Here is a 21,642-nt window from a genome sequence, read left to right as displayed (position 1 = left end):
ACGACGATACAAAAACAGGTGGAAGATCGAAAGAGTCTTTGCCTGGATTCAGCAGTTTCGACGTTGTCAAACAAGATTTGATTACTATGATGCTAATTTTCTCGGATTTGTACAATTAGCTTGTACAATTATATTATTAAGAAACTACTTTTGAGATACGCTCTACCAGTTTCAGGATCAAAAGGAACATTTTTATCAACACCAAAAGTCAACAAATTGGTACCACTTATATAAACCGTTACATTAGTTAAATGTGCCCTTTTGATTAATGATGATGGAAGCATATAATTCAATTGTATATTTCTTAATCGCACATAGTCTCCCTTATATAAATACCTGGTAGATATTCTGTATCCATTTTTATTTCCACCATAAATTATTTTTGGAACTCTGGTTATGTCACCAGGTTTTTTCCATGCATTTAACTGGCTGTTCATTTGATTGAAGGCACCATAATATGCACCATCACTGTTTAAATAAGACCCCCACTGATCAAATAAATAATTACCGTAATTATAAAACAATTGTGCATCTAATGAGAAGTTTTTATAAGTAAAACTGTTGGTAAATGAACCATAATATTTTGGAGCAGCCGACATGCCGGTTAAAGCCAATTGTGTAGCTGCATAATTATTGGTTTTTGTTTTACGTGAGGCATCTGTATACCAGTTAGGATCGCCATTTGTAGGATCTACCCCAGCATATTGACGCAAGTAAAACTCTTGTAAATCATGGCCAACAGTATAGTAAAATGCACCGGAACTGATTGATTTATTTTGGAATAATGACTCAACAGTATTTTTATTGTGGGCAAAATTAAATGTTACAGTCCAGGAGAAATTCTTTGTGACAATCGGTTTACCACCCACAGTTATTTCTATACCCTGATTTTTTACACTACCAACATTACTTAACTGACCACCAGGGAAACCGGAGGTTGGAGATAAAGTTGTATTGGCCAACAAATCAGATGTAGTTCTACTATAAAAATCAACAGTTCCAAATAATCTGTCTTTGAATATACTAAAATCAACACCCACGTCGAAAGGCTTATTTTTTTCCCAGGTCAGGTTCGGATTGCCAATATTTGAAGGGGCGCTTCCAGGTATACCTGTATAGTTATTTCCATAACCATAAGTAGCTAAAGCCTGATAATTACCGAAGCCTAATGAGTTACCATTAGAGCCATAAGAGGTACGCAATTTTAATAAATTTATCCATGCAATATTTTTCATGAAGTTTTCTTCATTCACATTCCAGGTAGCACCAATGGAGAAGAAATCACCATAACGATTATTTACCCCAAATACAGATGACCCATCTCTACGAAAACTTCCACTAATTACATAACGATTTTTGTAGTTAAAATCAGCATTTGAGAAAATTGAATTTGTAGCATTCCCACTTGGAAGAGCATAGGCTCTGGTAGGAGTAGCTGCAGATGCAAGATATTGTAAAGCAAGTGTTCCAGGGAAGCCCTGTGCCCTTGCCTGTAAAGTGTAATAGTTATATTGCTGTGCCTCGTAACCTAATTTGGCATCAAAATAAACATCATTTGCTTTGTTCAAATTTTGCCTAAAGTCAGCAAAATTACTCCATGTCCAGTCAAATACTCTAGTATAGGCAGAAAATGCATCACCACCATGTGAGTACCCATCACCATAAAATGGGTTTCTATATTGATCTTCCTGAATGGTAAAGTATTCACCAGAGTAACGGCTGGTAAATTTTAAGTTTTTTAATATCTGAAATTCACCTGAAACATATCCTCTTAAGGTGGTTTGTTTAGCTGTGTTCTTATTATAGGTTCCCTGAACGAGGGGATTATAGATGCCACCATGAAGAGGAAATTCACCGGCAGCATCATTGTATTTTAATGAACCATCAGCATTACGAGGGCTATACCAGGGTAATAAAAAGAAAGATTCTAAAACCGGATTTGCAAAAGCACCTCCGTTGTTAGGAGTTGACTGTTCGCTGGTACTTCCATTTAAACCAGTAGCAAAAGTAATTTTATCTGTTGCATGGTGCGTTACAGAAATACTACCATTGTACCTTTTAAAATAAGTATTCAACGTGGTACCATCCTGATTAAAATAACCACCACTGGCATAAAACTGTGTTTTATCGTTCCCGCCACTTAAACTCAAATTGTATTGTTGCTGAGTAGCATGGGGCTGATTAACCACATTAAACCAGTTGGTATTTACAGTTGAATCAACTCCAAAACCATTTACAGGATCATAAATGATGGCATTTGCACCTGTATTATTAGCTGCATAACCGGCATTGATTAATGCTTGTTGATAAACAGTCACTTCTTGTGAAGTTGTTAATGGTTTTACACTTGGATTGTATGCTCGGGTATTATCTCCAATTTCAGTACTAAAATTCAATCTGGTTTGTCCGGCTTTACCTTTTTTGGTAGTTACTAAAATAACACCATTAGCAGCACGTGAACCATAAATGGAAGTAGCCGCAGCATCTTTTAACACCGTAATACTTTCAATATCATCCGGATTAAGAGAACTCAAGACATTAGCTGTTGTAGTATTTACAGTAAAATCGCCTGTTGATGCAATAACGCCATCAATTACCCAAAGCGGTGATGCACTGGCATTGATAGAACCAATACCACGAATGCGGATATCAGTGGCGGAACCCGGTGCACCGGATGATGAGGTAGACTGTAAACCGGCAACATTTCCTTGTAATGCTTTATCAACAGATGTAAACGGTTTGTCAGCAACAACATCTCCTTTTAAAGTTGCTACAGCACCAGTTACATTTGTTTTTTTAGTAGTACCATAAGCTACTACTACCACTTCTGACAAATCAGATGAGCCGGACTGCATTTGTACCATCATATTTTCACGAATGGGTAATTGCAATGCGGCAAAATTAATAGCCGAAAAAGAAAGTGTTTTAGCAGACTCAGGTACTTTAATACTAAAGGTACCATCGGCATTTGAACTGGTGCCTAACTGGGTACCTTTCACTAAAATTGAAACGCCTGGTAACGGAGTACCCTTTTCGTCTAAAATTTTACCTTTAATCGTTCTAGTTTGCGCCCATAGTGAGCCGGAAGCCACAATGAGGCACAGGAAAAACGTCAGAAATTTTCTCATGGTTTTTGATGTTTGGTTTAAAAATGTTGCATTTGGGTAAATCATTCAAAACAATGAATGCTTGGCTATTATAAAAACTGCATGCATGCATTGCAAAGAATATATTTCTAAAAATTTCCTATTCAAAAACAGTTACAGTCAAGTTGTGTTAATTATAAAATGAGCGTCAATAATATAAATAAGCTGCATTGCTTATCATAAAAACGTTAAATAATTTTTATTTAACACAAGCCGTGAAGTTATTGCCAGACAAGCATTCCATCGCCTTAAACAAAATTATAATTTGCTTAAACTATAATTAATTATTGATTAAGAAAAATAAAATGACCCTTAGGTGGTAAAAAGCAATGCTAAGGAATTGCACTACGATTTAAGTGAAAATAAAATAAGGAGTTTAAAGAAAAAAAGAAGAACTTAAATGCCTGAATGTACAGCGCAAGCATTAGTTAAATAAGCGACTAATTCTTCTATAAGAATAAAAAATCAGACAGTAACTATAATATTAAAATTAATCAAAATGCAGTGCCTGCAACCACCCCATTACCTGATTGGGCCATTGATTTAACCAGGGGTCTTGCTGTGCCATACCAAAACCATGTCCACCATGATCATAAATAAAAAGTGAGGCTCGAACATGATGCGCATGCAATTGCTCATAATACATTAAACTGTTTTGAACGGGAACCGAAGTATCATCATTGGCATGAAAAAGGATAGCAGGAGGTGTTTTTGCAGTGATATTTTTTTCTGCAGATAAGCTATCCATTAAAGCCTGAGCAGCAGGGTGTTCACCTAAAAGCATTTTTCGGCTGTAGGCATGAACAAAAGGAGATTCCATTGTAATAACAGGATATACCAAAATTGAAAAAGCCGGAGTAATTGTATTTGCATTCATTGGATTTAAGGTAGAAATGGTAGCTGCTAAATGACCGCCTGCAGAGAAACCCATAACGCCAATTCTGTCCTTCCGGATACCAAATGTTGCAGCATGTTCATCAATATAATGCAAAGCCTTATTTGCATCATTGTATTGCGCCGGATATCGATGCCCTTGTTGTGCTTCATTGTTTAATCGATAATGCAATACAAATACATCAATACCATGTGTATTAAAAAAATGTGCCGGCAATACACCTTCTTTTTCCCAAGCCAGGTGTGTGTAAGCACCACCCGGACAAATCAAAATGGCTGTTTTTGCTGAGCCTGAACCAATTGCCCGGTAATATTCCATATATGGCCTAACAGAATCGAATCCGTTATTTACAATACCTGTTTCATTGTTGTTGTATAAATAAATACGTTGTTGCGCTGAGAGCATAAAAGTTATTTGACAAAAAATTACAAGGAGAAAAAATGATGAACGCATAGCTGTAACATTTACAAATCGGTAATCGGTTTAAATCGGGGTACCAACACTTTCATGATTGACCAAGCAAAAATGTAAGCAAAGGCACATACCAAAAATAAAATTAAATAAGCAGATTGTGGATTGTTTTTAAAAGCATCTGTTAACCAGCCTGCTAACAATTGCATTAATACACCTCCTATCCCACCTGCTAAACCACCAATTCCTGTAACTGATCCCACTGCTTTTTTAGGAAACAAATCGGATACAGTTGTAAATATATTGGCCGACCATGCCTGATGTGCCGCAGCAGCAATACAAATTACGATGAGCGCATAGATATATGCGTTATTACCAAACAAAGCAACATCACCAAAATATTGTGTTGCAATTAAAACAATTGGCAACAAAGCAATGAGCAACATTGCTTTCATTCTGGCTTTAAAGGTTTCCATACCTTTATTAATAAAATACATCGGGAATCCCCCGCCGGCTACACTTCCTATAATAGCCACTCCATAAACTGTGAATAATGGCAACATAATTGCTTCACCTTGCATGTTAAATTGCTTTTTCATATAATCAGGTAACCAGAATAATAAAAACCACCAAACACCATCCGTCAAAAATTTTCCTATAAAAAATGACCAGGTTTGCCGGTAAGTCAGCAATTTTATCCATGGTATTTTTTCTTTTATTACATCATCACTGCTACTTGGTATATCATCACTATGTATATATGCAAATTCAGCTTCAGATAATTTTTTTTGCTTTGCCGGTGTATTATACAATACAAACCAAAATATTAACCAGATTAAACCAATGGCACCCGTAAATAAAAATGCCATGCGCCAGCCTTCTACCTGACCATTGAACCAGGTATTTGCAGCTAACAAGGGAACGAGTAATGCAGCAATCATTGCACCTACATTGGCGCCACTATTAAAGATTCCAGTTGCAAGTGCTCGTTCTTTTTGGGGGAACCATTCGGCTACTGTTTTAATAGAAGCAGGGAAATTACCGGCTTCACCAATACCAAATAAACTTCTTACAATTACATGTTGATAAACTGCACCGCCACATAAAGCATTGAGCATACCCATAACAGACCAGAAACTCAAAGAAAGCGCCAATCCTAATTTGGTACCAATTTTATCTATAATGGCGCCTGCAAAAACTGTTACACCTGCATATAAAGCAGTAAACCAGGCAGTAATCATTGCAAAATCAGAATTCGACCATCCATATTTATCTGATAAAATAGGTTTCAAATACCCAATTACCTGACGATCCATATAGTTGATGGTTGTAGAAAAAAAGAGTAATGCAACAATAGTCCACCGATATTTACCAATTTTATTCTTTATCATGCAGTTTGTTTAAATTGTTGAATGATGTAAAGTATATCTTGAACCAAGCTGGTAAGCGCATCAAATTTTTTTTCTTGAATGAAAGCAGATGTAATCAGTTTACTTCCCATACCTACACCAACGGCACCGGCTTTTAGCCATGCCCTTATATTTTCTGCATCGGTTTCAACACCTCCGGTAACCAAAAAATCGATGGAGGGAAATAATGGTCGAATTGCCTGTATATAATGAGGCTGTAAAACATTACCCGGAAAAAGTTTTAATAAAGACCATCCTGCTGAATATGCAATATGAATTTCGGTAGGTGTCATACATCCCGGAATCCATAATATTTTGTTGATGTAGGCCACATCAGAAACATCAGCATCAAACACCGGGCTAATCAATACATCAGCACCTGCTTCAATAAATAAATTTGCATCCTGTGGCGTGGTAATTGTTCCTATACATAATAATAAGTCTGGCATAGTGCGATTACGCTCTGATACCAGTATTTTAAAATTTTGCAACGCATTTTCGCCCCTATTGGTAAATTCAATAGCTCTTATACCACCTTTGTATAATGCATGCGCAATAGCAATGGTTAATTCTGCATCAGCATGATAGTATAGCGGCAATATACCTTGTGATGTAATGATAGAAGCTGCTTGTTTACGATTGTGCATATTGTTGTATTGTTTTTTGTATGTCTGCAATAGTTTGTCGGGTAGTATCGCCCACTTCCTGCAATTTACCAAATGCAGCAGCTGCAGCAAAATTGAGGATAGTTTGTGGGTCTTTCTGTTGAATTAACCCAAAAATTAATCCTGCCATAAAACAATCGCCACTGCCTACTCTATCTTTTACACTTGTACAATGCATATTAGCTGAAACATATAATTGTCCATTTGTGTACAATGTACCATAGTATTGTATGCCTCCATTGAATGTGTCGAAACGAAATGTATTGGCAATGGTATAGCATTTAGGAAAATGCTGCAAAATATATTCAGCAGTTGAAACTGCATGCGTAAGATAGGCTGACTTTTCAACATCTTCTTGCCCTGATAGTTGAAGCGGGGCACCTAATAAAGTATTAGCCGACCAAATATTACCCATTATCACGTTGCAGTACTTAGCCAAAACAGGAACAATATTTGCCGGATTTCGATTATTTTGCCAAAGCGATGCTCTAAAATTTAAATCCAGTGAAATAGTTATATTTTTTTGCGAAGCTACTTGCAACATTTCTTCACAAACCTTTACAACAGTATCATTTAATGCAGGAACAATGGCTGAAAAATGTATCCAGTTAATTTCTTCAAGCACTTTTTCCCAATGAATGGTACCGGGCTGTAAAGTAACAAATGAAGAAAATTCCCGATCAAAATAAACGTGTTTATTTTTAACATCAGTACCCTGTTCTAGAAAGTAAAGCCCTATCCGTTTACCTTGCATCTGAATATGGGTGGTATCAATGCCATCATTCTTTAAACCCTGAATAATATCTTTCGCTAAAAAATTATCCGGCAATGCAGTACAATAAGCTACCGGCATATTCCATTGAGCCAGCGCATATGCCACATTTAATTCAGCTCCACCCACATAAACAGGCAGTTGATGTTGCTGTAACCAAACGCCATTTGATTGGGGCGACATTCTTAATAATAATTCACCAAAGCACAATATTTTTTTCATAAAAGTATTATACTAAACAAATTGACAACAAGGTTTTAATGAGCAAGAGAAGTGTAATGTAAATTCAAATTCCATTATTCGTTTTTTACCAGTTAAAATAATTTTTAGCATTGTAAAAGCAAATGTCCTGAATAACTTTTCCAATCCATGGAATATCATTCGGCAGTTCACCATTTTCAATTTCTTCTCCAAACAAATTACATAAAATTCTTCTGAAATATTCATGCCGCGGATAAGATAAAAAACTCCTTGAATCTGTAAGCATACCCACAAAACGACTTAACAAACCCATATTTGATAGTGCATTCATTTGTTTCACCATTCCGTCTTTTTGATCAAGAAACCACCATGCAGCACCGAACTGAATTTTACCTGCAACAGAGCCATCATTAAAATTGCCCACCATTGTTGCCATTAATTCATTGTCGGCAGGATTTAAGTTGTATAAAATGGTTTTCGCCAATCGGTCATCGTTATCTAATTTTCCAAGAAACTTAGATAAGTTTTTTCCTTGTTGAAAATCACCAATAGAATCCCAACCGGTATCGGGGCCTAATGTGGCTAACATACGAGAATTATTGTTGCGTAATGCTCCCAGATGATATTGTTGTATCCATCCTTTTTCCCAATTCCATTCTGCAAAATGAACCAACATAGCAGATTTAAACTTACGCTGTTCCAAATCATTTAAATGTTTGCCTGAATGTACTTTATTGAAAATACTGTCAATTTCAGAACCTGTAAAATCTTCTGCATAAATTTCTTCTAACCCATGATCACTTACACCACAACCCATTGAAGCAAAAAAATCATGTCTATTTTGTAATGCAAATAAAAAATCATCGAATGAAGAAATTGAAATATTGGTTACCCCTTCTAATTTTTTAAGATAACTATTGAACTTTTCGGGATCTGCCACGTTCATGGCGTTATCAGGACGAAATGCAGGCAAGATAGGAATTTCGAAGCCATCATTTTTTAACTTCTGGTGATATTCAAGTGTATCTGCAGGATCATCGGTAGTACATACGGTATATACATTCATTTTACGCAACAAACTTTTTACTGAATAATCAGGTTGCTGTAACAAAGCCGTGCATTGTTCATAAATACGATCTGCAGAATGTTCGTTCAATATTTCAGTAACGCCAAAATAACGTTTCAGTTCCAAGTGCGTCCAATGATACAATGGATTTCGTAAGGTGTAAGGAACAGTAGCAGCCCATTGCGTAAATTTATCTTTATCAGAAGCATTGCCTGTGCAAAATTGCTCATCCACACCATTGGTGCGCATGGCTCTCCATTTATAATGATCACCATATAGCCAAATTTGTGTAATATTTTTAAACCTTACATCGTCTGCAATTTGTTGTGGAGACAAATGACAATGATAATCGATAATGGGCATGGATTTAGCAAATTCATTATATAATTTAACTGCCGTTTTATTATGTAATAAAAATTCTTCATCTAAAAACTGTTTCATATTCTTGTATTTATACTTTCAATTAATCGTAATTTTTTATTCATCTGTAATACACGATGTAAGATTGTATTACAAACTTACACCCCGCTTCCAGGGAATAAAGTCATCCTGATTTAGTAAAACTGCTTTTGGTATTACTTCACCACTGGCTGCTTTAATACAATATTCTAAAATTTGTGTACCCATTTGTTCAATTGTTAAATCACCTTCAATAACGGGGCCGGTATTAATATCGATAATATCTTGCATTTTTTGTGCTAAAGCGGTATTACTGGATACTTTAATAACGGGACAAACTGGATTGCCGGTTGGCGTACCCAAGCCTGTAGTAAATAAAATTAAATTAGCACCACTGGCCGCTTTTCCGGTAGTTGCTTCCACATCATTACCCGGTGTGCAAACCAAACTCAATCCGGGTTTAACAGCTTTTTCAGTATAATCGAGTACGTCTACAATGGGTGATGTGCCTCCCTTTTTGGCAGCGCCTGCACTTTTAATAGCATCTGTTATCAAGCCGTCTTTGATATTTCCCGGAGATGGATTCATATGAAAACCAGAACCCACTTTTAATGCAGCGGCACTATATGATTGCATTAAATCAATAAATTTTTTGGCTATGGTTTCATTGTTCATCCTATCAATCAACTCTTGCTCTACTCCACACAATTCAGGAAATTCGGCCAACAAAACTTTGCCTCCCAAAGCAACCAACAGATCGGCACAATAACCAACTGCCGGGTTTGCAGAAATACCACTGAATCCATCACTTCCACCACATTTAACACCCAATGTAAGTTTAGACAACGGTGCAGGCTTTCTACCAATTTCATTGATTTGCATCAGCCCTTTAAAAGTTGCTCGAATGGCTTCAGCAATTAGTTTGCTATTATTACCAATTTGCTGCTGTTCAAAAACAAAAAGTGGTTTTTCGAAGTTGGGGGTATAGGATTTAATTTCTGATAATAATTCCTTTAATTGAAGATTTTGGCAACCTAAACTTATTACGGTTACGCCACCTACATTTGGATGATTGGAATAGGCTGCTAATAATTTACCAAGCACGGCTGCATCTTGCCGTATACCGCCACAACCGCCCTGGTGATTGAGGAATTTAATGCCATCAACATTTTTAAACAAGCGGTTTACAGCAGGCTTTGAAATAGTTTCAAAAGTAATGTCATCAATAGATTCATTATTTTGATAGGCTGCTATCAAATGCCTGGTAAAGTTTTTGTATTGATCAGTTACTGCATATCCCAAAGATTCCTGTAATGCATCTTTAATTACATCCAAATTCCTGTTTTCACAAAATACAGTAGGTATAAATAACCAATAATTGGCTGTTCCTACACTTCCATCGCTTCTATGATAGCCATTAAAGGTTACATTTTTAAATGCAGAAACATCCGGTGGATGCCACTGATAATGGCCTTCCCTGTAAGCATAAGGCTCTGCTGCATGTTTCAAATTGCCGGTAGTCATTAATGACCTTGCAGGTATAAATTGTTGGGCCTTACCAACCAATACGCCATACATAAAAGCAGCATCGCCGGGTTGCATATCATGTATAAAAAACTTATGCTTAGCAGGTATATTCTCAATTAAGGTATATTTTTCACCTTGAAAGGATACTGTTTCGCCATTTTTCAAATCGCGTAAAGCAACGATCACATTATCTTTTGGATGAATTTTTATAACAGAATTTTTCATAACAATTATATTTAAATAACAGCATTTGCATTTTGTTGCTGCAAACTATTTTTTAATACCTCTAATACTTTTCCTTCCATTAATTCTGTTAAGAAAGCTTTTACCTGAATGGCAAAAGTATTACTGGTAGTTGCATCCATTCCCATAAAATGTACATCTGTTAAAACAGTTTGAACTAACTCATCGATACTGCCAACTTCATTCCAAAGCTTATTTAATTGCAATGCAAAATCATCCTGAACAATTAATTGTTGATTGTGTTGTAGCTGAACGGGTTGCTCTAATGTATTCAATTCAGTTTTCATGAAATATAAATAACCCGCAAAACCCAAAGCCATTAAAGGCGGAACAGTTTTAAACTGTTGTAAATACTTTGTTATTAAAGGCACATTTCGCATCTTCATTTTAGAAGTATACTGCATGGTAATACTAAACCAATGGTGGGCAATAGCAGGATTTCTGAAACGATCCAGAACCTGCAATGCAAATTGTTTGGCTTTGTGCTGGGTTAATTTTTCACTCAGAATAACGGGTGTAATTTCATACAACATTAAATTCGTGATAAAGGAAGCCATTACTGAAATATCCATAGCATCTTTCACAGTATCAAAGCCGGCAAGAAATGCTAATCCGCACGAAAAAGTGTGTGTACCATTCAACAAACGCAATTTTAATTCTCTATACATGGAAATATCATCATCTATAATTACACCATTATCGGCTGCAGCAAAAGATAATATTGATTTAGTTCTATCACTCGATGTTTCAATTGCCCATAAACGATATGCTTCACTCATAATCATTAAATCATCCTGATAGCCTAATTGTTGAGCAGCAAGATCTGCATCCTGTTCAGGTAATTTACCGGGAACAATTCTATCAACCAGCGAGTCACAAAAATCATTGGCATCCTGAAGCCACTGAATAAATTCATCTTTTAAGCGGTTTATTTTCGCTAATTCAAGCACAATTTGTTTTAACTTTTTTCCATTATTTACAATCAATTCTGTGGGAATGATGACCATTCCACTTTCGGGCCTTCCATTGAAAATAGTGTACCGGTGATATAAGAAAGCAAGTAATTTCCCGGGATAAGAAACAGGTGGTGCAGCAAAAATACCATCTTTGGGAAGCAATGTAATACCCACCTCCGTTGTATTTGAAATAACAATCTGCATTTCAGAATTAGCAGCACAAGATAAAATTTCGTTCCAAGCATCATTAGCATTTAAAACCCTGCTAATGGCAGCATTTAACCAATATTCCTGAATAGTAGCATTGTTTTCAATACCTCTAACAGCAATCGTGTATAATCCATCTTGCTCGGCAAATGCATCAGCATTTCCGGAATTGGTTGATTTTACTACTACTATTCTTCCATTAAAGATACCTTTCTTATTTGCTTTATCCACAAAATAATCAGGTAAGCCTCTTAACAGCACACCCGTGCCAAACTGAATTATTTTTTCAGGCAATGAAAATATGGCTTCATGCGGCAACGATAGTTTGTTATTTTTTCGAATAGAAGCCAGTGTTTTTTTAGATAGTTGCATACGCTTTTAATTTAAAATTGGATTCCATTTATCCCCAAATATCCAATGTGCATTAATATTTTTAGCAAGTGGTGCCCCTTTTGCTGTTTGTAAATTATTTTTAAACCAGGCATAATCGCCACCGGCTTTATGACAGTTATTGTAATACACCCAATAGCCCCATTGTATAATATTGTTAGTAGGCACCAAATAAATGGGTTTGTTAGCCATATTTGCTGCGAAGTGACAATCAATTAAATAAAATTGTGCATCTCTATGAAACCTGCCTAATATAAAACCATCATATCCTTTAAACCGGCAATTTTTTAATACAGTTTTGGCATCTTCATTGGCAGAGCCATCATGCCAAATACAGGCCGGTCCGGTAGTGGCAATAAAAGTGCAATTCTCTGCATAGGCCCACCCCCGTGGGCAATAAAAATCAACACCGCCCATCATGGTACAATCTTTAAAATAAAACATACCTTCAGTTACATTCCACGGACTTACAGTATCGCCACCAAAAGCTTTTAAATTACAATTAATAATTTGTAAACGAGTAGTAGCAAATGTTCGCAGTGCCATTTGATGCCCATCTTTTCTTATTTTCTTTACATAGTTATCGACAGTATCTGAAGCACAGCGCACAACGCTTGTATTATTTTCAAAACCATAGGTATTTTGAATGGTTAAGTTTTTAATGATTATATCACTTCCACTTATATTTAGTGTTGCTACCCCCCAATCATCTGCATGATTGCAACGCCATATATCACGTGCAATAGATTGTGTAATGATGGTTTTGTTTTTATCTTCTCCTAACAATTCAATCCAATTGTGTTGTATAAATATTTTCTCGTTATAAGTTCCATTTCTAATAAAAATGACAACTTTTTTTGAAGTCTGTTCGGGAATGCTGTTAACGGCATCTTGGATGTGTTGAAAGCATGCAGGATTGTTTTGGCAAACAATAAGCGTATCGGCCTGAGCAGTTACATCTATACAAGTAGCTAAACTACTAATGACAAAACATATGAATATAGATAAGTGTTTTCCCATTTTATTGATGCTTTACTTTTTGAATAAGCCATTGAACCCAATTATTTGCAGCTGCATAATTTTGGTATTGTTCAGGCAATTTTCGTCCATCAGTATATTCATTATACAACCAGGGATCTCCGGCTACAAAAACAGTTCCTTTACCATAGTTTGCTACTGCAAAAATGGTTATATCCTTTTTAACTAAAGCTGCATAAGCAGGCTTTTTAACTTTGATGGAACAGATTTCCTTTTCAAAAATGGTTTGAACATCTGGTAAAATCGGATGATTATCCGGAACAGATATGGCACCATTTTCAAAATTTTTTCCTACAACCTTTTGATAATTATCTTCATTTAATTGAATGCCGAAACATTTCGTTAACTGATTCATGTGTACAAAATCTGCATTGCCTTTGTCATTATGCAAAATAGCCAATACCCGACCGGTATATTGCCATAAGGCAGTTAAATCCTTAAGTACCAGCGCATCTTCATAGTTCCATTTACGCCTAGCATTATTCGCATTTACATGTTCGCTTAAAATTGTTGCATCTGCTATTTTTTTTGACAACGCAATATCCTCACAAAATACAACCTGCGATGATGTGATGAAAAAAAACAGAAACAATATTTTTTTCATAACGTTTAATTCAATTGAACAACGTTTTTATTTGCGCCAAAACCGGTTTTTAATACTTGAATTGAATTTTGCAAAGAAGTGTTTTTCAATACAATGTTTTTTGTACGCCCACCTTGTACTTCCAATAACAATTGTGTATTTTTATTAAATTCAAACTTGTTAAAATAAATAGCACTACTGTTTAAAATGTACACCACCGGTTTAGTTTCCTGCACATTCAGATGAAAATTATTGAGCTGCATATTTTTAGCTTCTTCAATATCTACCCCCGCTTTCGTGTGTATAAATAAATCACTCAATTGTATATTTTTGTTCGTAAACATAATTGATTCTCTCAAAAAATGAAAGCGATGTATATTTTGTAATAATTTGTTTGGGATAACCTGTAAAACTGGTGCCTAAAGATAAATCATTAAAGGCTTTATCAATAGGTGTAAAAGTGGGGATGTTTTTGAATAAATCGTAAGTAGATTCTGTTCTTACCTGATAAGTTTCCTGCCCTAACAAAACATCAATATCATGCTTGCCACCTAAATTTTTAAGCGAATAAGTAAAAACATTTGAGTTATTGATAGATGTGCGATTGCTGGTATCTAATTCAACCACCGGCTTAGCACCACCTTGTATAATAGAAACAGGGCTAATAGAATCGCTGTATTGGCGATTGATATAATGATTATAGTCGTATCCGAAAGTAGAACGGAAGGTTAAGTTTTTGGTAATTTGATAACTAACGTAACCGGAAATATTCAAACCATCAGTTGATTTTTTGCGGTATTCAGCATTAGATAACGCAATGGGGTTGACTAAAAACAACCCGTTTCCGGTACTGTTATCTACTAAACTGGGGTCAATAACATCGGGAGTTGTAATATTGGGTGATAAGAAAGGCCTGTATTTTACTGTATTACGCAAACGGTTATATGTTGATCCATTGGGAGAAGATGTACCGGCACCATACACATTTTGGTTCAGATAACGAAAAGTGGCACTCATTCTTATTTTCTTTCCAATTCTTTGATCTACTCTTAAATTAATGAGGTTACGGTAATAGTTAGAATTTAATACCACTGTTTTATCAGTATTATTGGTGTAACTTAAATTAAAAGTGGTTTTATTATTACCTCCATTTACGCTAACATTATTGCTTTGCATCATACCATTTCTGCCCAACACTAATTTCTGCCAATCTACCGGTGCAATACTTTTATATACTGATAAAGTATCCCAGGTTGTTCCATAGGTTTTTGCAAATGTGGCACTATCGGTTGAATTTGATCTGGAACGCTCATAATTCCATCGAATAAATTCCCAGGGACTCATAACGGGAAGTTCTTTGGCTAATTTTTCTAAACCAATAAACCCGTTGTACGACATACGGAGTTTACCCTGTCTTCCGCCTTTTGTTGTAATAATAACTACGCCATTGGCACCTCGTGCGCCATAAATGGCAGTAGCTGCTGCATCTTTCAATACATCAATACTTTGTATATCTTGTGGCGCTAAAGAAGCTAAAGCATTTTCAATTTGTACCCCATCAACAATATATAAAGGAGAATTATCTTGTGTAATAGAACCACCGCCACGAACACGAATGGTAATATTTGCATCTGGTGAACCTTCAGAACTGGTAATTTGAACCCCCGCCAATCGTCCTGCTAATGCCTCGGCAGCAGAATTGATGGGAATATCTTTTAAATCTTTCGCTCCGACAGAAGATACAGAAGCCAATAAATCTTTACGTTTTACGGTTTGATAACCAATTACCACTACTTCATTGCCCGCATCATTCGTTCTGGTAAGGTGTACTGAAATATTGCCGGCGGCATGCACATCAACCGTTTTAGTAGCATAACCAACATAGCTGATCAATAAACTGTTTTTATCGCCATCATTAAGAACAGATAAAGTAAAATTTCCGTTATTATCTGTTTGAACACCTTTCTTTGAGCCTGCAATGACAACGGATGCACCGGCTAAAGGTTCATTATCCTCACCCACAACTCTTCCTTTAATTTGTCGGGTAGATATTTGAGAGAAGGCAGTAAAGCATACAGACAAGAGAATACATACAAGTGTGCCAATTTTTTTCATACAGCAATTTGTTTTTAAAACATACAACAAAAAAAGCCGGGTATTTATAACCCTTATTTAGCAATCGTTTAAAGCATTTGGTACTTCAATGCTAATTAGATATTTCGTGTTGGCATAGCATTAACAATTATTTTTTTACGCAAACGTTCCCGATAACGATGGAGTTGGTAATGCACATGACAACGAAACCTGCTTCTATCTTTTTAGCATCCATTCAACTATACCACTACTTACATTTATTTTTCCAGTTCAATGAAATATGTTATTTTGATAAAAAAAATATGGAGGGCTTTTTTAAAAATGTTACAATCCGTTGGAGTGATCTGGATCCCAATTTTCATGTAAGACATAGTGTTTATTATGATTGGGGTGCTTATGTAAGAATTTGCTATTTGAACGAAACCGGTTTAACGCCACAATTACTTTTGCAACACCATCTTGGTCCTATTCTTTTTAGAGAGGAAGCCATTTTTAAAAAAGAAATTCATTTTAATGATGTGATTTATGTAAATGTGAGTATGCGTTCAGCAACAGCAAGTGGTACCCGTTGGAGTTTACAACATGAATTACTAAATAAAAATGGAACTTTACATGCCATTATTAATATAGATGGTGCCTGGATGGATACGAAAGCACGTAAATTAACCGAACCACCTGAAATTTTTCTTCAAAAATTTTTAGCAATGCCAAAAACAGAAAATTTTATGCTTTTGTAATTGTTTGAAAACAATATGATATTTAGCTGCGCGATATAGCCAACTCTAATCCTCTTAATTCCGCCAAACCTCGTAAACGCCCTATGGCTGAATAACCGGGATAAGTTTTCTTTTTCAAATCATCCAACATTTGATGCCCATGATCAGGACGCATCGGTATACTTATTTTTCGCTGTTGCATAACTTGCCACAATGCTTTTACAACAGCATACATATCTACATCTCCTTCTAAATGATTGGCTTCATAAAAATTACCATCCGCATCTCGTTTTGTGCTGCGGAGATGAATAAAATGGATATGACCTGCAAAACGCTCAATCATGGCTAATAAATCATTATCAGCCCTTACACCAAATGATCCGGTACAGAAACAAATACCATTGGCAGATGAGGGTGCTGCTGTCAGTAAATCTGCCACATCGGCTTCAGTGCTTACTATTCTGGGCAAACCAAGCATCGGGTAAGGTGGATCATCAGGATGAATAGCCAATTTTAAACCTGTCGATTCGGCAACCGGAACAATTTGCTGCAAAAAGTAAAATAAATTTTGCTTTAATTTTAAAGCGTCAATCGCTTTATATTCCTGAAGTGCTTTTAAAATTTGTTTGGGTGTAAACCTTTCCTCACTTCCGGGCAACCCAAGGAGGGCATTATTAAAAAGTGTTTTTTTTTCTTCCTCATTCATTGATTGAAATGTGTGCCATGCATTTTCTTTTTCAATAGCTGTATATTCTGCTGCTGCACCGGGCCTTTGCAACATAAATAAATCAAATGCAATAAAAGTCAGTCGGTCAAAATACAAGGCTTTACTGCCATCGGGCATGGTATAATTTACATTTGTGCGCATCCAGTCTAATATGGGCATGAAATTATAGGTAATTACCTCTAAGCCACATTGAGAAAGGTTTTCAAGGCTTTTTTTATAATTAGTAATGTATACTTCGAAATTTCCTTTCTGTTTTTTGACAGCCTCATGCACGGGCAAACTTTCTACAACAGTCCATTTAAGGCCAACAGCCTCAATCATCTTTTTTCTTTCCAGAATGGCATCAACAGACCAAACATCACCTACCGGAATATGATGCAGTGCCGTTACTACACCGCTACAGCCGGCTTGTTTGATATCTTGTAAACTTACAGGGTCAGTTGGACCAAACCAACGCATGGTTTGTTGCATGAAATATTGTTGATTCATAGATGAACAGGAATTATTTTATAAAATATGCCGATGAAGAATCACCGGCAGTTACTAAACGACTACTTATGCATAAAGATAAAGCGATAAGGAGTTTTGTACACAAAATTTTTGGGGGAGACAATTCAACTACTATTTGTTTTATTGAATATTGTTTGTAAGTAAAAGATAAGCTAACAGGCAAAGGGGGTTTGTTGCCATGTTAACTTATCTTACTTAATATATGCACGGTTAAATCATTTGCATGAATTATTATTGTTGTGCTTTAAGTGCATTTAAAAATCCACTATATGCAGGTTTTCTTGCAAAATTGGCATCAAATAATAATGGGTTATCAACTTTTTTCTGAGATGTGATAATCCAACTTTCAGGATCATCAACGCCCCAAACTGTAATGCCATAGCGTTGCGCTTTGGGAATATATTTTAAATAAGAGTTTACAACATAATTATACATATCTGCCTGATAGCCATAAAATAGTGAGGTTGGCATAAATCCGGTTTTATCATTCGGATTAATACGAACATCTAATTCTGAAATTCTAATCAATAAGCCGGTAGCTGCCAGTTTTTGGAACATAGCATCAATACCTGCATAACTGGTATTCCAGGCAATATGCATTTGTGTTCCAATGCCATCTACTTTTGCACCATTTGCTTTTAAAAATTTAACATACGAAATCAACGAATCTAATTTTACTGAATTAGATTCTAAACCATAATCGTTTATGAACAATAATGCATTAGGATCTGCCGCTTGTGCATACTGAAATGCATGCAGGGGATAAGTATTTCCCATATAATTTGACCAAACCAAAACATCCGATCCTGTTATGGAAGTATTACTGTTATTGCGCAATGTACCATTATCGGCAAATAATTCATTGATAACATCCCAGTCTTTTACCACTCCTTTATATCGGGTAACTGTATTGGTAATAAAATTATTGAGTGCCGAATCTAACTTCACCGCAATTTGCGAGCCTGATGGCGCTGCTATTACCTGCTTTACACTGGCATTATCAATATAATAGGTATTAGCGGCTTGCCCCATGTCAAACAAAATTCTGGTTTGAGGTGAGTTTGCAGTGATTGTCCAGGTAATTAATTGCCAGCTTGTGCCAATGGTCTGATCTCCCTGATATTGGGCAGAACCACCGCCACTGGTTTGGGTAGAAAGACGGATAGAACCACCCGCAGCTGCTGCATATACCCAATAAGAAACGGTATATTGATGACCAACCGTTGTATTAAACAAATCACTGGCTACCTGAACTTTCCATTGACTACCGGGGTTGGCAACAGGATTAACCACCATCATTGCACGTGTGCCACTATGCACTTGACTCGGGGTTGTTGTTACAGAAATGGTAGCACCGTTAGATGCATTATAAGTTGACCAGTTACTAAAAGAAGTTGCATTACCCAACTCAAAACCGGGATTCGCCAGTAATTCAGTTGCTGCAGGAATTGTAATACCAGCATAACTTTTTAAGTAAGTAGCGTTTTGGTTTTGATGCCAGCCTAAAGTATGTCCATAAATTTGTAAACCTGCATTTACACATGCATTCACCAGTGCATCTGTATTGGTATAATTTAAACTACCATCATTTTGAACAATAGCGCCATGCTTCATTTGATAACCAAACGTTACACTATTTGCTTCCCGGGTAACTGTTCCGGCATAAACCGGATTATTCAACATAGGGGTGTAATCAATTGCCAACCCAAACGGAAAACCATCTGCTGTGGCTGCTGTTTTAATCAATCCGAATGTATCTGAATAATTGCCCGGATTCATAATATTATTTACCGGAACCTTTTTGCAGGAAGATAATCCTGCATAACAGCAAATCGGCAAGGCTATATAAAGCAATACTTTTTTCATATAATTTGTTTTCTTATTAAAAAAAATTAATACCCCGGATTTTGATATTGTGCCCTATTTGCATCAGCAGTAGCATTCAACTGACTTTGGGGAATAGGCCTGAGTGTATGAAATGGTTGAATATTTGCGGCACCATCCGGATTATACAATTGTACACGCTGCACCAATTTACCGCGCATGGCCAGATCGGGCCATCTTAGGCTTTCGCCGCATAATTCTCTGGTTCTTTCATCTAAAATAAAATCAAGTGTTACCTGCGATGCATTGATATCCATTGCAACTACACGGGCTGATAAGTCGGATGCAGATAAACCGGGCCTGTAAGCAGCTCTCTCCCGAATTACATTGATAAGTGTAACTGCCTGATTAACCTTTCCGGTTTGAAAAGCAGCCTCAGCAGCCAATAAATACAATTCAGATAATTTTGCAACAGGAAATGGGCGTCCGCCCTCATCATTGGCCTGCATTTTTTTACTGTCTTCATATTTGCGTAAAGAAGGATAAATATTTTGGGTGGTGGTACCTCCAATAATATAAAACTCTCTCGGAGCAATTACCCTGTAAGGTTTTGGAATGGCATTCATAGAATCGGCCATTGCATTGGTATATGCCAAAACAAAAGCGGTATCACCTACATTAAAACCGCCACCTGCCTGGGTTGCCAGCCATACCGTTCTAAAGCTGCCATCATATCTGCTATCATTCAATTTATCAGCAAAAGCAACATTATATAACCATGCTGTAGGGCAAAACCTTCTAATTGGCCTGCCATATAATACAGTTCTTGTTGCACATGGCGCAGTAGATGAATTTGCCTTAGGTGATTTAACCGTAGTATAATCGGGAGTAAAATCATTGCTTGCATCTACACCTTTACCGCCTCCAATGCCTGATGGATTACCTACTTCATTATCGTTATTATCACCCGGAATCCTTTCAACAGAGTATAAAATTTCCGGATTATATTCATTCCCTTCTCTATTCACATCAGCAAAATTTTGCAGTAAAGATGTTCCGTACTTAGCCTGATTATTAATTACTTCCATTGCGGCATTATAAGCATTTGCAAAATCAGAACTTTGTTTTGCGGCAGAGTATGCTCTAAAAATATAGGTTCGTGCCAGCATTAAATAAGCTGCCGCTTTTGAAAGTTTGAATGTATTGGCCGGGCGCTGGTCGGGCAAGTACTGTGTAGCATAGGTAAAATCATTAATCATAGCCTGATAATCTTTTACCAGCAAATCGGTGGTAGGTAAGCGATTAAAACCTTGATATGGAGTTGCGTTAAAATGCAAATCGCCTGCACCTAAATCAGTAGGTACTGCACCAAATTGTTCAACCAATAACAAATAGTATAACCCACGGAGAAAACGCGCCTGGGCAACAATTCCATTACGAATGGTGGTATCCATGTTTACAGTTGGGGCTAAATCAACCACTGCATTGGCTAAATTAATATTGGAGTAATTTCTGTTCCAAGGCGTCAATATGGCGCCGTTAGAAGCATCTAACGTATAATTACCTAACGTTAAATAATCAGCAGTACCACCGGCACCGGTTCTTGGCTGGTCTGCATAGGTCCATTCATCTGTTCCGTCACAGGTAATACCTACTGCACCTTCTGGGCCGTAATTAAAGCGCATACCGGAGTATAAAGCATTAACAGCACTTTGTAATCCGGTAGGTGTTTTAAAATAATCTACCGTAAAAACTGTGTAAGGGTGCTCTTGTAACTTTTTACTACACCCAACACTTAACATAGCAACCAAAGCAGCTGGTATGACTGAAATTTTATACAATGATTTCATATATATTATTTTA

At 36.5% G+C, this 21,642-nt stretch carries 17 protein-coding genes; 2 read left to right on the top strand and 15 right to left on the bottom strand.

The features are described 5' to 3' along the window. The first annotated feature begins 25 nt into the window (after positions 1 to 25). On the top strand, positions 26 to 154 hold the full coding sequence (locus EO766_RS12910) for a hypothetical protein (protein WP_502697235.1): 129 nt from the start codon (positions 26 to 28) through the stop codon (positions 152 to 154). Here the strand turns inward: EO766_RS12910 and EO766_RS12905 are convergent. From EO766_RS12905 to EO766_RS12850, 12 genes are all read right to left on the bottom strand, one after another. Next, complete coding sequence (locus tag EO766_RS12905; protein ID WP_179853196.1) at positions 129 to 3,128, bottom strand: SusC/RagA family TonB-linked outer membrane protein; 3,000 nt, start codon at positions 3,126 to 3,128, stop codon at positions 129 to 131. The two genes, EO766_RS12910 and EO766_RS12905, sit on opposite strands and share 26 nt — an antisense overlap. 508 nt (positions 3,129 to 3,636) lie before the next feature. Next, entirely contained in the window at positions 3,637 to 4,446 is an 810-nt protein-coding gene (locus tag EO766_RS12900; RefSeq protein WP_074419255.1) for an alpha/beta hydrolase, read from the bottom strand. A 59-nt stretch (positions 4,447 to 4,505) separates the two neighbouring features. After that, complete coding sequence (locus tag EO766_RS12895) at positions 4,506 to 5,843, bottom strand: MFS transporter (protein ID WP_074419256.1); 1,338 nt, start codon at positions 5,841 to 5,843, stop codon at positions 4,506 to 4,508. Continuing rightward, entirely contained in the window at positions 5,840 to 6,508 is a 669-nt protein-coding gene (locus EO766_RS12890) for a bifunctional 4-hydroxy-2-oxoglutarate aldolase/2-dehydro-3-deoxy-phosphogluconate aldolase (RefSeq protein WP_074419257.1), read from the bottom strand. Before EO766_RS12890 ends, EO766_RS12895 begins: the two co-directional genes overlap by 4 nt. After that, complete coding sequence (locus EO766_RS12885) at positions 6,495 to 7,520, bottom strand: sugar kinase (RefSeq protein ID WP_074419258.1); 1,026 nt, start codon at positions 7,518 to 7,520, stop codon at positions 6,495 to 6,497. Before EO766_RS12885 ends, EO766_RS12890 begins: the two co-directional genes overlap by 14 nt. 85 nt (positions 7,521 to 7,605) lie before the next feature. Beyond that, entirely contained in the window at positions 7,606 to 9,006 is a 1,401-nt protein-coding gene (uxaC, locus tag EO766_RS12880; protein ID WP_074419259.1) for a glucuronate isomerase, read from the bottom strand. Positions 9,007 to 9,075: 69 nt separating this feature from the next. Continuing rightward, a complete protein-coding gene (locus EO766_RS12875) occupies positions 9,076 to 10,716 on the bottom strand; it encodes a UxaA family hydrolase (protein WP_074419260.1) in 1,641 nt (546 codons plus the stop codon). An 11-nt stretch (positions 10,717 to 10,727) separates the two neighbouring features. After that, the gene (locus EO766_RS12870) at positions 10,728 to 12,269 is read right to left on the bottom strand and encodes a tagaturonate reductase (protein ID WP_074419261.1); all 1,542 of its coding nucleotides are present in this window, start codon (positions 12,267 to 12,269) and stop codon (positions 10,728 to 10,730) included. Positions 12,270 to 12,275: 6 nt separating this feature from the next. Beyond that, complete coding sequence (locus EO766_RS12865) at positions 12,276 to 13,307, bottom strand: pectinesterase family protein (protein ID WP_074419262.1); 1,032 nt, start codon at positions 13,305 to 13,307, stop codon at positions 12,276 to 12,278. A 1-nt stretch (position 13,308) separates the two neighbouring features. Next, positions 13,309 to 13,929: a hypothetical protein gene (locus EO766_RS12860; protein ID WP_074419263.1), complete on the bottom strand. Its 621-nt coding sequence runs from the start codon at positions 13,927 to 13,929 to the stop codon at positions 13,309 to 13,311. A 5-nt stretch (positions 13,930 to 13,934) separates the two neighbouring features. Continuing rightward, positions 13,935 to 14,228, bottom strand: a complete 294-nt coding sequence (locus EO766_RS12855; RefSeq protein ID WP_143439112.1) for a hypothetical protein — start codon at positions 14,226 to 14,228, stop codon at positions 13,935 to 13,937. Next, the gene (locus tag EO766_RS12850) at positions 14,221 to 16,023 is read right to left on the bottom strand and encodes a SusC/RagA family TonB-linked outer membrane protein (protein ID WP_074419265.1); all 1,803 of its coding nucleotides are present in this window, start codon (positions 16,021 to 16,023) and stop codon (positions 14,221 to 14,223) included. Before EO766_RS12850 ends, EO766_RS12855 begins: the two co-directional genes overlap by 8 nt. A gap of 176 nt (positions 16,024 to 16,199) precedes the next feature. Here EO766_RS12850 and EO766_RS12845 point away from each other — a divergent pair, with 176 nt between their 5' ends. After that, on the top strand, positions 16,200 to 16,739 hold the full coding sequence (locus EO766_RS12845) for an acyl-CoA thioesterase (protein WP_245634889.1): 540 nt from the start codon (positions 16,200 to 16,202) through the stop codon (positions 16,737 to 16,739). Positions 16,740 to 16,761: 22 nt separating this feature from the next. Here the strand turns inward: EO766_RS12845 and uxuA are convergent, their stop codons facing one another. From uxuA to EO766_RS12830, 3 genes are all read right to left on the bottom strand, one after another. Further along, the gene (uxuA, locus tag EO766_RS12840; RefSeq protein WP_081298652.1) at positions 16,762 to 17,934 is read right to left on the bottom strand and encodes a mannonate dehydratase; all 1,173 of its coding nucleotides are present in this window, start codon (positions 17,932 to 17,934) and stop codon (positions 16,762 to 16,764) included. Positions 17,935 to 18,186: 252 nt separating this feature from the next. Next, complete coding sequence (locus EO766_RS12835; RefSeq protein WP_074419266.1) at positions 18,187 to 19,821, bottom strand: endo-1,4-beta-xylanase; 1,635 nt, start codon at positions 19,819 to 19,821, stop codon at positions 18,187 to 18,189. A 26-nt stretch (positions 19,822 to 19,847) separates the two neighbouring features. After that, the gene (locus tag EO766_RS12830; RefSeq protein WP_074419267.1) at positions 19,848 to 21,629 is read right to left on the bottom strand and encodes a RagB/SusD family nutrient uptake outer membrane protein; all 1,782 of its coding nucleotides are present in this window, start codon (positions 21,627 to 21,629) and stop codon (positions 19,848 to 19,850) included. Positions 21,630 to 21,642 lie beyond the last annotated feature (13 nt).

Source organism: Hydrotalea sp. AMD (assembly GCF_004100315.1).
Lineage (GTDB): Bacteria > Bacteroidota > Bacteroidia > Chitinophagales > Chitinophagaceae > Hydrotalea > Hydrotalea flava.
This window is presented reverse-complemented; position numbering and strand designations above follow the sequence as displayed.

Bases quoted from the DNA above. Each gene is read 5' to 3' on its own strand.
- uxaC (WP_074419259.1), bottom strand. From the start codon at position 9,006: ATGAAACAGTTTTTAGATGAAGAATTTTTATTACATAATAAAACGGCA.
- EO766_RS12885 (WP_074419258.1), bottom strand. From the start codon at position 7,520: ATGAAAAAAATATTGTGCTTTGGTGAATTATTATTAAGAATGTCGCCC.
- EO766_RS12900 (WP_074419255.1), bottom strand. From the start codon at position 4,446: ATGCTCTCAGCGCAACAACGTATTTATTTATACAACAACAATGAAACA.
- EO766_RS12860 (WP_074419263.1), bottom strand. From the start codon at position 13,929: ATGAAAAAAATATTGTTTCTGTTTTTTTTCATCACATCATCGCAGGTT.
- EO766_RS12895 (WP_074419256.1), bottom strand. From the start codon at position 5,843: ATGATAAAGAATAAAATTGGTAAATATCGGTGGACTATTGTTGCATTA.
- EO766_RS12845 (WP_245634889.1), top strand. From the start codon at position 16,200: ATGACAACGAAACCTGCTTCTATCTTTTTAGCATCCATTCAACTATAC.
- EO766_RS12830 (WP_074419267.1), bottom strand. From the start codon at position 21,629: ATGAAATCATTGTATAAAATTTCAGTCATACCAGCTGCTTTGGTTGCT.
- EO766_RS12850 (WP_074419265.1), bottom strand. From the start codon at position 16,023: ATGAAAAAAATTGGCACACTTGTATGTATTCTCTTGTCTGTATGCTTT.
- EO766_RS12875 (WP_074419260.1), bottom strand. From the start codon at position 10,716: ATGAAAAATTCTGTTATAAAAATTCATCCAAAAGATAATGTGATCGTT.
- EO766_RS12865 (WP_074419262.1), bottom strand. From the start codon at position 13,307: ATGGGAAAACACTTATCTATATTCATATGTTTTGTCATTAGTAGTTTA.
- EO766_RS12890 (WP_074419257.1), bottom strand. From the start codon at position 6,508: ATGCACAATCGTAAACAAGCAGCTTCTATCATTACATCACAAGGTATA.
- EO766_RS12870 (WP_074419261.1), bottom strand. From the start codon at position 12,269: ATGCAACTATCTAAAAAAACACTGGCTTCTATTCGAAAAAATAACAAA.
- uxuA (WP_081298652.1), bottom strand. From the start codon at position 17,934: ATGAATCAACAATATTTCATGCAACAAACCATGCGTTGGTTTGGTCCA.
- EO766_RS12835 (WP_074419266.1), bottom strand. From the start codon at position 19,821: ATGAAAAAAGTATTGCTTTATATAGCCTTGCCGATTTGCTGTTATGCA.
- EO766_RS12905 (WP_179853196.1), bottom strand. From the start codon at position 3,128: ATGAGAAAATTTCTGACGTTTTTCCTGTGCCTCATTGTGGCTTCCGGC.